Annotated in this window: 10 protein-coding genes; 4 read left to right on the forward strand and 6 right to left on the reverse strand. The window is 55.5% G+C overall.

All coding sequences use genetic code 11. The annotated features are described in order from the left end of the window. Positions 1 to 22: 22 nt before the first annotated feature. Positions 23 to 391: a diacylglycerol kinase gene (locus CSE01S_RS17780; protein ID WP_042291228.1), complete on the reverse strand. Its 369-nt coding sequence runs from the start codon at positions 389 to 391 to the stop codon at positions 23 to 25. Positions 392 to 561: 170 nt separating this feature from the next. Here CSE01S_RS17780 and plsB point away from each other — a divergent pair, with 170 nt between their 5' ends. Next, complete coding sequence (gene plsB, locus CSE01S_RS17785) at positions 562 to 2,982, forward strand: glycerol-3-phosphate 1-O-acyltransferase PlsB (protein WP_042291230.1); 2,421 nt, start codon at positions 562 to 564, stop codon at positions 2,980 to 2,982. Positions 2,983 to 3,018: 36 nt separating this feature from the next. Here plsB and ubiA read toward each other — a convergent pair whose 3' ends face one another. The 5 genes from ubiA to malK form a co-directional block, all read right to left on the reverse strand. Then, positions 3,019 to 3,891 (reverse strand): 4-hydroxybenzoate octaprenyltransferase, encoded by an 873-nt coding sequence (gene ubiA / locus CSE01S_RS17790; RefSeq protein ID WP_042291233.1) that lies wholly within the window; start codon positions 3,889 to 3,891, stop codon positions 3,019 to 3,021. Positions 3,892 to 3,903: 12 nt separating this feature from the next. Then, positions 3,904 to 4,401, reverse strand: a complete 498-nt coding sequence (ubiC, locus tag CSE01S_RS17795) for a chorismate lyase (RefSeq protein WP_042291236.1) — start codon at positions 4,399 to 4,401, stop codon at positions 3,904 to 3,906. A gap of 190 nt (positions 4,402 to 4,591) precedes the next feature. Then, positions 4,592 to 5,530 (reverse strand): maltose operon protein MalM, encoded by a 939-nt coding sequence (gene malM, locus CSE01S_RS17800; protein WP_042291237.1) that lies wholly within the window; start codon positions 5,528 to 5,530, stop codon positions 4,592 to 4,594. A gap of 108 nt (positions 5,531 to 5,638) precedes the next feature. Then, positions 5,639 to 6,964, reverse strand: coding sequence for a maltoporin (locus CSE01S_RS17805; protein ID WP_042291240.1), 1,326 nt, complete (start codon positions 6,962 to 6,964; stop codon positions 5,639 to 5,641). A gap of 113 nt (positions 6,965 to 7,077) precedes the next feature. Further along, complete coding sequence (gene malK / locus CSE01S_RS17810; RefSeq protein ID WP_042291242.1) at positions 7,078 to 8,187, reverse strand: maltose/maltodextrin ABC transporter ATP-binding protein MalK; 1,110 nt, start codon at positions 8,185 to 8,187, stop codon at positions 7,078 to 7,080. 370 nt (positions 8,188 to 8,557) lie between these two features. On the opposite strand from malK, the gene malE reads away from it, so the two are divergent. From malE to malG, 3 genes are all read left to right on the forward strand, one after another. Then, positions 8,558 to 9,748: a maltose/maltodextrin ABC transporter substrate-binding protein MalE gene (malE, locus tag CSE01S_RS17815; protein ID WP_042291245.1), complete on the forward strand. Its 1,191-nt coding sequence runs from the start codon at positions 8,558 to 8,560 to the stop codon at positions 9,746 to 9,748. A 129-nt stretch (positions 9,749 to 9,877) separates the two neighbouring features. Beyond that, positions 9,878 to 11,422: a maltose ABC transporter permease MalF gene (malF, locus tag CSE01S_RS17820; protein WP_042291248.1), complete on the forward strand. Its 1,545-nt coding sequence runs from the start codon at positions 9,878 to 9,880 to the stop codon at positions 11,420 to 11,422. 14 nt (positions 11,423 to 11,436) lie between these two features. After that, positions 11,437 to 12,327, forward strand: coding sequence for a maltose ABC transporter permease MalG (gene malG, locus CSE01S_RS17825; RefSeq protein WP_042291250.1), 891 nt, complete (start codon positions 11,437 to 11,439; stop codon positions 12,325 to 12,327). The last annotated feature ends 202 nt before the right edge of the window (positions 12,328 to 12,529 follow it).

A 12,529-nucleotide genomic window follows, 5' to 3' on the forward strand; every position in this document is an offset into this window, starting at 1 on the left:
ATGGAACGGAGCGCGTATGTTGTTAGTGAAAATGGGCCCACAGCAGAATGCCCCAGGTGATCAGCGCGACAATAATGGAAAGCAGCACTGCCGCCGATCCCATGTCCTTCGCCCGTCCTGACAGCTCGTGATATTCGGATCCAATACGGTCGACGACGGCTTCAATTGCACTGTTTAAAATTTCAACAATCATGACCAGCAGCACCGAGCCAATCAGCAGAACGCGGGTAATAGCATCGACATCCAGCCAACAGGCGATGGCCACGCCTGCCAGCACCGCAATGCTTTCCTGACGGAACGCCGCCTCGTTGACCCATGCTGCGCGAAACCCCTTCCAGGAGTAACCGGCTGCTTTAATAATTCGGGTGAATCCAGTGGTATTGTTAGCCATTAAAAGAACCTTTTTGCATTATTGGCGTCAATGACAATGCTTTGTTAGCGCGTATAATCTGAGTGCGGGCAACGCGGCGCGAAGTATGACCGTATACAACAGAAATTCACATGACTTTCTGATATCCTTGCAGCGCATTTGCATTATTAACCAGAGGCTTTACATCGTTTATGTCCGGCTGGCCACGAATTTACTATAAATTACTGAATTTACCATTAAGCGTACTGGTAAAAAGCAAGTCTATTCCGGCGGATCCTGCCCCGGAACTGGGACTCGATACCTCTCGCCCAATTATGTACGTTTTGCCGTATAACTCCAAAGCGGACTTACTCACACTGCGCGCGCAGTGTCTGGCGCACGATCTTCCCGACCCGTTAGAGCCGCTGGAGATCGACGGCACGCTGCTGCCGCGCTATGTCTTTATTCATGGCGGACCGCGTGTCTTTACGTATTACACGCCGAAAGAAGAATCTATCAAGCTGTTCCATAACTATCTCGACCTGCATCGCAGTAATCCAGACCTGGATGTGCAAATGGTGCCGGTCTCGGTGATGTTTGGCCGCTCGCCTGGACGTGAAAAAGGCGAAGTGAATCCGCCGCTACGTATGCTTAACGGCATTCAGAAATTCTTTGCCGTCTCCTGGCTGGGGCGCGACAGCTTTGTGCGTTTCTCGCCGTCCGTGTCGCTGCGCCGCATGGCCGATGAACACGGCACCGACAAAACCATCGCGCAGAAACTGGCGCGCGTGGCGCGTATGCACTTCGCCCGTCAGCGTCTGGCGGCGGTCGGTCCGCGTCTGCCGGCGCGACAGGATCTGTTTAACAAACTGTTGGCCTCGAAAGCCATTGCCCGCGCGGTAGAAGACGAGGCGCGGAGCAAGAAGATCTCCCACGAAAAAGCGCAGCAAAACGCCATTGCCCTGATGGAAGAGATCGCTGCGAACTTTTCTTACGAGATGATTCGCCTGACCGACCGCATTCTGGGCTTTACCTGGAACCGGCTGTATCAGGGGATCAACGTCCATAACGCCGAGCGCGTGCGCCAGTTGGCCCACGACGGGCACGAAATCGTCTATGTGCCGTGCCACCGCAGCCATATGGACTATCTGCTGCTCTCGTATGTTCTTTACCATCAGGGGCTGGTGCCGCCGCATATCGCTGCCGGTATCAACCTGAACTTCTGGCCTGCGGGACCGATTTTCCGTCGCCTGGGCGCGTTCTTTATCCGCCGCACTTTTAAAGGCAATAAGCTCTATTCGACGGTGTTCCGCGAGTATCTCGGCGAACTGTTCAGCCGCGGCTATTCCGTTGAATACTTTGTCGAAGGCGGGCGTTCCCGTACTGGCCGTTTACTGGATCCGAAAACCGGCACCCTGTCGATGACCATCCAGGCGATGCTGCGCGGCGGTACCCGTCCGATTACGTTAGTCCCGATTTACATCGGCTACGAGCACGTCATGGAAGTGGGCACTTACGCCAAAGAGCTGCGCGGGGCGACGAAAGAGAAAGAGAGCCTGCCGCAGATGCTGCGTGGCCTGAGCAAACTGCGTAATCTCGGTCAGGGCTACGTTAACTTCGGCGAACCGATGCCGCTGATGACGTACCTCAACCACCACGTTCCCGACTGGCGCGAGTCTATCGACCCTATTGAAGCGGTGCGTCCGGCCTGGCTGACGCCGACGGTTAACGGTATTGCTTCTGAACTGATGGTGCGCATTAACAACGCAGGGGCGGCGAACGCCATGAACCTGTGTTGCACCGCGCTGTTGGCGTCACGTCAGCGTTCGCTCACTCGCGAGCAGTTGACCGAGCAGCTCAACTGTTATCTGGATCTGATGCGCAATGTGCCGTACTCCTCTGACTCAACGGTCCCGTCGGCCAGCGCCAGTGAACTGATCGATCACGCGTTGCAGATGAATAAGTTTGAAGTCGAAAAGGATACCATTGGCGATATCATCATTCTGCCGCGCGAGCAGGCGGTACTGATGACCTATTATCGCAACAACATTGCCCATATGCTGGTTCTGCCGTCGCTGATGGCGGCGATCATTACCCAGCACCGCCGTATCTCCCGCGACGCGTTGCTGCAGCACGTGGATGTCCTTTACCCAATGCTGAAAGCCGAGCTGTTCCTGCGCTGGGAGCGCGATGAACTGGCTGGAGTCATTGACGCGCTGGCGACAGAAATGCAGCGTCAGGGGCTGATTACCGTACAAAACGACGAGCTGCATATTCATCCTGCGCGTTCCCGCACGCTGCAACTGCTGGCGGCAGGCGCACGCGAAACGTTGCAACGTTACGCCATTACCTTCTGGCTTCTGAGCGCGAACCCGTCAATCAACCGCGGTACGCTGGAAAAAGAGAGCCGGACCGTGGCGCAGCGTTTGTCGGTTCTGCACGGCATCAACGCGCCGGAGTTTTTCGACAAGGCAGTGTTCAGTTCGTTAGTGCTTACTTTACGTGACGAAGGCTATATCAGCGATACCGGCGATGCAGAACCTGGCGAAACCATGAAGGTGTACCAGATGCTGGCGGAGTTGATTACCTCGGATGTGCGTCTCACTATCGAGAGCGCGACGCAAAGCGAGTAACGTATAAAAAAACCGGTCGAATGACCGGTTTATTGTTTATAAATGCCAGTAGCTCATCGCCAGCCCGATAAACAGCGCCAGTCCGACATAGTTATTGTTCATAAACGCTTTGAAGCAGGCTTCACGTTCGCGGTGAGCGATCAGCTTCTGCTGATACGCGAACAGCGCGCCAGCGACCACAATCGCCCCGTAAAATCCTATCCCCAGTCCGTTCAGCCAGCCAATCAGCGCCATCAATACCAGCACCGCGACCTGCAAAATACCGATGATCAGCTTGTCGTTTTTACCAAACAGAATAGCGGTCGACTTAATACCGATCTTCAGGTCATCGTCACGGTCAACCATCGCATACTGTGTGTCGTAGGCCACCGCCCAAAGTATGTTAGCCAGGAACATTAACCAGCAGCTCAGCGGCACCGATTCGCTCACTGCGGCAAAGGCCATCGGAATCGACCAGCCAAACGCCGCGCCCAACACCACCTGCGGCAAATGGGTGTAGCGCTTCATAAACGGGTACACCCAGGCAAGCGCCAGCGCGGCAACGGAAAGTAAAATAGTCATGGTGTTGAGCGTCAACACCAGCAGGAAGGCGAGCATCACCAGCACGACAAACAGCGTCCGCGCCTCTTTTTCAGTCACTGCGCCGCTGGGTAACGGACGGTTCGCCGTGCGCTTCACGTGGCCGTCAAATTTGCGATCGGCATAGTCGTTTACCACGCACCCGGCGGCGCGCATCAGCCAGACGCCTGCAACGAAGACCGCCAGAATCCACAATGGAGGCACGCCAGGGGTCGCGACCCATAACGCCCATAGCGTCGGCCAGAGCAGCAGTAAGGCGCCAATGGGCTTATCCGTCCGCATTAAGCGATGAAACGCCAGAAGCTTGTTCTGCGTCAGACTCCACTCCATTTTATTTTCCTCTTAGTACAACGGTGATGCCGGTAAAAACAACTCGGTCAGCAACAGCGGCTTACCGCTCAGCCGCAGGCGCGAACGCCGCCCCCAAAGCCCGGCATCACAACCAATCTCAATAAAATCTCGGGTTAATGTCGATGATGTAAAAAGATAGCGCCCTAACGGGATTTTGCCCAATTTTTGTAGGGCTATTTCCGGGCCGCTGAGAGTGGATTCAGGCACCACTGTGCGTCCGGCAAGCCAGGGTTCGTCATCGGCGCATAACAGGATTTCACGCAGCCAGTAGCGGGACTCTTGCGGCAGCAACGCCAGTTCGTCCGCTACCTCTTGTTGCCCGACAAAGCCTTCTCTTATCAGCGTCACCGTGACCCGTTTTCCCTGCTGCTCAAAACGTTTTGTCATGGAATCTTCCAGTAACAGCCAGTCGAGCTGTTCTGCATCCAGCGCAGGGATCGCTTCAAAATAGCGCAGCGCACGCAGTTGCGTTAACGCGGGGTGTGACATGCTGACTCTCCGTTTCATAACTGAAAGTCATTGTATCGCAGAAAAGCGATTACAGAAGGAAGAAACGCAGTTAAGTGATCTGTTACGCAACAGAAACGTAACAATTCGCATCGAATGCTAAAACGAGGGCGAAAAAAAGGTGCGCCACAAGACGCACCAGTTGTTGCAAATCAGCAATGTGGGGAGAACCTTACCCCTTGCCTTTTACACTGCTGATAAAGGTGGAACGAGCAGATGTCGACCCCAGGCGTTCAGCTTCATCAAGCAGTTTCAGCGCTTTATCCACGTCACCTTTGGCGACGGCGTCTTTAATCGCCTTGTTAAAGTAGCTTTCAGTGTCGTTCAGCATCGGCTCGCTTTTCTTAACCGGCGCAGGTGTCGGCGCGGCAGCGGGTGCGGCATAGGCAGGCGCAGGCGCGGCGGTATTACCGACCGTCACCGGACCCGGGCCGGACGATCCAAACAGCGGCCCTACCAGCACGCTGGAGCTGCTGCTGGTTTTCACTTTCAGTGTCAGCAGGCCGTCGGTGGTGTGACGGGCCACGGGGTCCGGAATATCCGGTACGGCGTTACCGACACCTTTGGCATAGGCTTTGGCCGGATCAAGCAGCGTAGTGGTCTGCTGGAGATCTTTCTCGGTGGTAAAGACCAGCACGTAGAGCTTCTGCTGGCCCAGCGCTGGCGTCAGACGCATCACCCCTTCCAGACGATCCGCGCTCATTACGCCCGGCGCCTGGTAAGTGAAATAGCTGCTGGGGAAAAACGCGGATGGCGTCATGTTCTGATCAAGAATCAGCACGTTCGGCGCAAAGACGCTGGTTTGTTTATTTACTTCGCTGGAAAGCGTAATGTTCAGTTCGCCGATATTCGCCGGGACGCTCCAGGCCGCGACGGGGCCGGTAATGCCCGCCACGTCGAGGCGCTGGCCGCCGGTTGAAAGCTGGACAGATTGCGTTTTAGATTGATCGGCCGGCGTCCAGGTTAATTGCTGGAGCGCAGCGGTCGGAATAGTCGGCGCGGCGCTGGTGTTTTGCGGCACATAGTTGACCTCAGCCAGGCTGATGCCCGGCGCGCTGGCGAGTAACCCTGCGGATAAACAAAGGGCGACGAGACTTTTCTTCATTTTCATTGTTATCACCTCAGAAAGCATGGGTTCAGCGGTGGCCAGGCAATAGCGCGCTAAACCGCGAGAAAACAGAGGGGCTTACGCCCCTCGTTACGTCAGGTTAATGCCGGATTACCACCAGATTTCCATCTGGGCGCCGAAGGACCACTCATCGTTGTCGCCACGGCTGAAGGTACGGGCGCTGGTATCGCTATAGGCGATGCCGTTGTCATAACCCCATTTTTCATCCCACTTCGCGTAAGTTGCGAAGACACGGATAGCCGGACGAGACCAGATGCTGTCGCCCGCCTGCCACTGTTGCGCCAGGGTGATTTTGTACTGGTTGTTGGTGTCGTCGGTACGCTGAGATTTCACGTTGTCGTAACCCACTTCCATCAGGGTGCTCATGATCGGCGTCCATTTGAACATTGGGCGCACACCCACGGTCCACCAGCGCGTACCGTTTTTGTCGTCACGGTCGATATCCTGATACATACCGACGTACATCAGATCCCAGCGATCCCCCAGCGAGATGGCGCCGTGGTCAAGGATACGTACCAGCGAACCGTTGTTATTGATTTGGTTGTTAATGTAACCAATCTCATTATCGCCGTCGTAGTTATTGCCGGTGTAGGAGCCTTGCGGAACCCCTTTACCCTGCGTCGTCATTGCGTCGGTAGCGTACTGAACTACAAACTTGTTGTAGCCCTTCAGCATGCTCTGGGTGTGTTCAGCGGTGAACATCCAGCCGTCTTTGGTTGCGCCGTCGGCGTAACTGTAGCCGTCGGTTTTGTTAGCGCGACCATAGTCAACGCCCAGCTCCAGTACGCCGTCCGGGTTGGTTTCCAGTCCTGCTAAACGCACGTCGAACACGTCGTTCGCTGTGTCTTTATAGTCACGATAGATATCGTTGCTGGAGAAAATATAAGAACCGCCCGCTTCCTGAGAACGGGTCGCGGCCAGAGACAGTTTACCGAAGCCCAGATCGATGTTTTCAATACCGGCGCCAGGACCGGAAATATCCCAGTAGTAGAAGTCGATCATGTGGACGTCATGACGCTGATAGAAGCGCTTACCGGCCCAGATAGTGGAGCCCGGCAGCCAGTCGATCAGGTTTTTACCCTGTACGTTGGCTTCACGGAACGCCGGATCGGTGGCTTCCCAGTCGTTCTGCTGCGCGACGGAGTAAGCGACGTTGGTATCGAAGTAAAAACTCTTATCGCCCTCTTTCCACACTTCCTGACCCAGTTTCAGTTCCGCGTAGGTTTCACATTCGTTACCGAGACGGTACTTACTTTGAGCGCCGGTTGCCTGGAAGCACTGTTGTTCGCCGCCACTGCCCGTCCAGCCAATACCGGAACGAGCATAACCATGGAAATCCACGGCCATTGCCTGAACAGACATCATGCCTGCTGCTACGGCAACCGCCAGGGGGAGTTTGCGCAGAGTAATCATCATTCTATCTCCTGAGATCATTGCTTTTCTTTAAACGCGTCACCGGTCGGGCTGCCGCTTTGTTGGCTTGATGCCGCCACGTCGGGTTTTACGTTTTGTTTTTTTAATGGGGAGCCTTAAACGCCCGGTTCCTTGTGCAACCGACGACATGCGGTGCCATCCTCACGGAACAGATGGCAACGCTCTGGCGGCAGGCCGATAGCGAATGTGGCGCCCTCTTCTACCAACACCACGTCGTTCTGGCGGTAAACCAGGTTCTGACGGATGGCGGGGATCTGGATATGAATTTGCGTTTCGTGACCGAGTTGTTCGACAACCTGCACTTCACCTTCCAGGGTGACGTCGGCGATGTCGCTCGGCAACAGGTGTTCAGGACGAATCCCTAAGGACATGTTTGCCCCCACCTGGACATTCGCGCTGTCGACAGGCAGCCAGACGTGCTGGCGGTTAGGCAGCTCAACCTGCACCTGGTCGATGGCGGTGGCGGTGACTTTCACCGGCAGGAAGTTCATCTTCGGCGAGCCGATAAAGCCCGCGACAAAGCGGTCAGCCGGATAGTGGTACAGCTCCAGCGGCTTGCCGACCTGCGCCACGCGTCCGGCGTCGAGCACCACAATTTTGTCCGCAAGCGTCATCGCTTCGACCTGATCGTGGGTGACGTAAATCATCGTGCGGCCCAGGCGTTTATGCAGGCGGGAGATTTCAATACGCATCTGGACACGCAGCGCGGCGTCAAGGTTGGACAACGGTTCATCGAGCAGGAACACGCGCGGTTCCGCCACCAGCGTACGGCCAATCGCCACGCGCTGGCGCTGACCGCCGGAAAGCGCCTTCGGCTTACGCTCCAGCAGGTGCGCCAGTTGGAGTACTTCCGCCACCTGATTGACGCGCTGGTTCATCACCTCTTTTTTGGCGCCCGCCAGCTTGAGGCCAAACGACATATTTTCCGCAACGGTTAAATGGGGATAGAGCGCATAAGACTGAAAGACCATGCCAACGCCGCGTTCTGCGGGCGGGATATCGTTCATTCGGGTGTCACCGATGAAAAGATCCCCGCTGGTGATGGTTTCCAGCCCGGCAATCATACGCAGCAGTGTGGATTTTCCGCAGCCTGACGGTCCGACAAACACCACGAATTCCCCTTCGTGAATGTCGAGGTTGATATCTTTCGATACCACCACGTCACCCCAGGCTTTCGTTACATTTCGCAGCTGTACGCTCGCCATGCCCTTCTCCCTTCGTTACAACCTGTCATCGACAGCAACATTCATGATGGCCTGACTATGCGTGATTCATTGATTGCGTAAATCCTCCACCCCCCGGCTTTTTTATGGGGGAGGAGTCGGGAGGATGAGAGAAGGAGCACTGAGACCGACGCCAGGCAGCAGCAGGGAATTTCGTGATGTCGCTTGCAAAAATGGGACTGTTTTTATGTGCGCCAGTACGCATTACTCACATTTATGTAACACAGATCACATAAAGCGGGGGTGGGGCGTAGGGGGAAGGATGATGGAAAGAGGATGTCAATTAAGGAGACTGGGGCACGTTGAACCACTGAAGTCGTACCACGAGCACATCACCAAAAGGATGGCAGATATGAAGATTAAGACTGGCGCACGCGTTTTCGCATTGTCCGCCCTCGCAGCAATGATGATTTCCGCACCTGCGCTCGCCAAAATTGAAGAAGGCAAGCTGGTTATCTGGATTAACGGCGACAAGGGCTATAACGGCCTGGCCGAAGTGGGCAAAAAATTCGAGAAAGACACCGGCATTAAAGTGACCGTTGAGCATCCGGACAAGCTGGAAGAAAAATTCCCGCAGGTCGCGGCCACCGGTGACGGCCCGGACATTATCTTCTGGGCGCATGACCGCTTTGGCGGCTACGCGCAGTCTGGCCTGCTGGCTGAGATCACCCCGGACAAAGCGTTCCAGGACAAACTGTATCCGTTTACCTGGGATGCGGTGCGTTATAACGGCAAGCTGATCGCCTACCCTATCGCGGTCGAAGCGCTGTCGCTGATTTATAACAAAGACCTGGTACCAAACCCACCGAAGACCTGGGAAGAAATTCCGGCGCTGGATAAAGAACTGAAAGCGAAAGGTAAGAGCGCGCTGATGTTCAACCTGCAGGAGCCGTACTTCACCTGGCCGCTGATCGCCGCTGACGGCGGTTACGCGTTCAAGTTTGAAAACGGCAAGTACGACGTGAAAGATGTCGGCGTGGACAGCGCGGGCGCGAAAGCCGGTCTGACCTTCCTGGTTGACCTCATCAAGAACAAACACATGAACGCGGATACCGATTACTCCATCGCCGAAGCGGCCTTTAACAAAGGCGAAACGGCAATGACCATTAACGGTCCGTGGGCGTGGTCAAACATCGACAAGAGCAAAGTGAACTACGGCGTTACCCTGCTGCCGACCTTCAAAGGCAAGCCGTCAAAACCGTTCGTGGGCGTGCTGAGCGCCGGTATTAACGCCGCCAGCCCGAACAAAGAGCTGGCGAAAGAGTTCCTTGAAAACTACCTGCTGACCGACGAAGGCCTGGCGGATGTGAACAAGGACAAACCGTTGGGCGCCGTGGCGCTGAAATCCTATCAGGATCAGTTAGCCAAAGACCCACGTATTGCCGCCACCATGGATAACGCCCAGAAAGGCGAAATCATGCCGAACATTCCGCAAATGTCCGCCTTCTGGTATGCGGTACGCACAGCGGTAATCAACGCCGCCAGCGGTCGCCAGACTGTTGACGCCGCGCTGAAGGACGCGCAGGGCCGTATCACCAAGTAATGTACAGGTAAGGTGCCGGATGGCGGCATCCGCGCTTTATCCGGTCTGCATAACGCTGCAGGCCGGATAAGCGCAGCGCCATCAGACACACTGACCTGCAGGATTTCAATGTTGTTGAGGAAGATCCCCATGGATGTCATTAAAAAGAAACATTGGTGGCAAAGCGACGCGCTGAAGTGGTCGGCGATCGGTCTGCTTGGCCTGCTGGTGGGTTACCTTGTAGTTTTAATGTACGCACAAGGGGAGTATCTGTTCGCCATCATGACGCTGATTTTAAGCTCTGTTGGCCTGTACATTTTCGCTAACCGTAAAGCATACGCCTGGCGCTATGTTTATCCGGGTCTCGCCGGGATGGGGCTGTTCGTCCTGTTTCCGCTGATCTGCACTATAGCCATTGCGTTTACTAACTACAGCAGCACCAACCAACTGGCGCAAGAGCGCGCGCAACAGGTTCTGCTGGACCGCTCTTATCAGGCGGGTAAAGCCTATAACTTTGGATTATACCCGGCGGGCGACGACTGGCAGTTGGCGCTGACCGACGGGGAAACCGGTAAATATTACGTTTCTGACGCCTTCACATTTGGCGGCGAGCAGAAACTCGAGTTAAAAGCAGCGGACGCCCTGCCTTCCGGCGAGCGCGCCAACCTGCGCGTCATTACCCAGAATCGCCAGGCGCTGAACCAGATCACCGCCGTGCTGCCGGATGAAAGCAAAGTCATCATGAGCTCGCTGCGCCAGTTCTCCGGCACCAGACCGCTGTACACGCTGGCCGACGACGGCACGCTCACCAATAACCAGAACGGCGTACAGTACCGTCCGAACAACAACATCGGTTTTTATCAGTCCATTAACGCCGATGGCAACTGGGGCGATGAAAAACTGAGTCCGGGCTACACGGTCACTATCGGCTGGGATAACTTCACCCGCGTCTTCACCGACGAAGGCATTCAGAAGCCGTTCTTCGCCATCTTCGTCTGGACCGTCGTGTTCTCGGTGCTGACCGTCATCCTTACCGTCGCAGTCGGTATGGTGCTGGCCTGCCTCGTGCAGTGGGAGTCGCTGAAAGGCAAAGCGATTTATCGTGTACTGCTGATTCTGCCGTATGCCGTCCCGTCGTTTATCTCGATTCTGATTTTCAAAGGGCTGTTTAACCAGAGTTTTGGTGAAATCAACATGATGCTGAGCGCGCTGTTCGGTATCAAACCGGCCTGGTTCAGCGACCCGCTGACCGCCCGCTCGATGATTATCATCGTGAATACCTGGCTGGGTTATCCGTACATGATGATCCTGTGCATGGGGCTGCTGAAGGCCATCCCGGACGACCTGTACGAAGCGTCGGCGATGGACGGCGCAGGCCCGTTCCAGAACTTCTTCAAAATTACGCTGCCGCTGCTGATTAAACCGTTGACGCCGCTAATGATCGCCAGCTTCGCCTTTAACTTTAACAACTTCGTGCTGATTCAACTGCTGACCAACGGTGGCCCGGATCGTCTCGGCACCACCACGCCAGCCGGGTATACCGACCTGCTCGTCAGCTATACCTACCGCATCGCCTTTGAAGGCGGCGGCGGGCAGGACTTTGGTCTGGCGGCGGCAATCGCCACGCTGATTTTCCTGCTGGTGGGCGCGCTGGCTATCGTTAACCTGAAAGCCACACGAATGAAATTTGACTAAGGAGGGCATCGATCATGGCTATGGTTCAACCCAAATCTCAAAAGCTGCGCCTCCTCGTGACGCACTTAGGGCTGCTGATTTTTATCGCGGCGATCATGTTCCCCCTGCTGATGGTTATCGCGATCTCACTACGTGAAGGGAACTTTGCCACCGGCAGTCTGATCCCGGAAAAAATCTCCTGGGAGCACTGGCGGCTGGCGCTGGGCTTCAGCGTCGAGCATGCTGATGGCCGGGTCACGCCGCCACCCTTCCCGGTACTGTTGTGGCTGTGGAACTCGGTGAAGATTGCCGGGATCACCGCCATCGGTATCGTGGCGCTCTCGACCACTTGCGCTTACGCCTTTGCCCGCATGCGCTTTCCGGGTAAAGCCACGCTGCTTAAAGGGATGTTGATTTTCCAGATGTTCCCGGCGGTCCTGTCGCTGGTGGCATTGTATGCCTTGTTTGACCGTCTTGGTCAGTACATTCCGTTTATCGGCCTGAACACGCACGGCGGGGTGATCTTCGCCTATCTTGGCGGTATTGCGCTGCACGTCTGGACCATTAAAGGCTATTTCGAAACCATCGACGGCTCGCTGGAAGAAGCGGCAGCGCTGGATGGCGCCACGCCGTGGCAGGCTTTCCGCCTGGTATTGTTGCCGCTGTCGGTACCGATTCTGGCGGTGGTGTTTATCCTGTCGTTTATCGCCGCCATCACTGAAGTGCCGGTTGCTTCTCTGTTACTGCGTGATGTCAACAGCTATACCCTGGCCGTGGGGATGCAGCAATATCTCAACCCACAAAACTATCTGTGGGGCGATTTTGCCGCGGCGGCTGTGCTTTCTGCTATTCCGATCACCCTGGTGTTCCTGCTGGCCCAGCGCTGGCTGGTTAACGGCCTGACGGCAGGCGGTGTGAAAGGATAAGTTTTACGCTGTACCCGCCCGGAAACGGGCAATGCCACTGCACCCTCAACGTGTATTTATCCAACTTGTGACTGTAATTCGGCGCTCCCCGGAGCGCCTTTTTTTATGTTATTTGATAATGCCGTTATGATTATTATCTTTCGTGCTCACGGTCACTGCTTTTCTATTTTCCTTTTATCATCCGGCGCAACAAACAGAATTA

It is taken from the genome of Citrobacter sedlakii NBRC 105722 (assembly GCF_000759835.1).
GTDB classification, from domain to species: domain Bacteria; phylum Pseudomonadota; class Gammaproteobacteria; order Enterobacterales; family Enterobacteriaceae; genus Citrobacter_A; species Citrobacter_A sedlakii.

Coding starts and splice junctions, on each gene's coding strand:
- CSE01S_RS17780 (WP_042291228.1), bottom strand. CDS start 391: ATGGCTAACAATACCACTGGATTCACCCGAATTATTAAAGCAGCCGGT.
- plsB (WP_042291230.1), top strand. CDS start 562: ATGTCCGGCTGGCCACGAATTTACTATAAATTACTGAATTTACCATTA.
- ubiA (WP_042291233.1), bottom strand. CDS start 3,891: ATGGAGTGGAGTCTGACGCAGAACAAGCTTCTGGCGTTTCATCGCTTA.
- ubiC (WP_042291236.1), bottom strand. CDS start 4,401: ATGTCACACCCCGCGTTAACGCAACTGCGTGCGCTGCGCTATTTTGAA.
- malM (WP_042291237.1), bottom strand. CDS start 5,530: ATGAAAATGAAGAAAAGTCTCGTCGCCCTTTGTTTATCCGCAGGGTTA.
- CSE01S_RS17805 (WP_042291240.1), bottom strand. CDS start 6,964: ATGATGATTACTCTGCGCAAACTCCCCCTGGCGGTTGCCGTAGCAGCA.
- malK (WP_042291242.1), bottom strand. CDS start 8,187: ATGGCGAGCGTACAGCTGCGAAATGTAACGAAAGCCTGGGGTGACGTG.
- malE (WP_042291245.1), top strand. CDS start 8,558: ATGAAGATTAAGACTGGCGCACGCGTTTTCGCATTGTCCGCCCTCGCA.
- malF (WP_042291248.1), top strand. CDS start 9,878: ATGGATGTCATTAAAAAGAAACATTGGTGGCAAAGCGACGCGCTGAAG.
- malG (WP_042291250.1), top strand. CDS start 11,437: ATGGCTATGGTTCAACCCAAATCTCAAAAGCTGCGCCTCCTCGTGACG.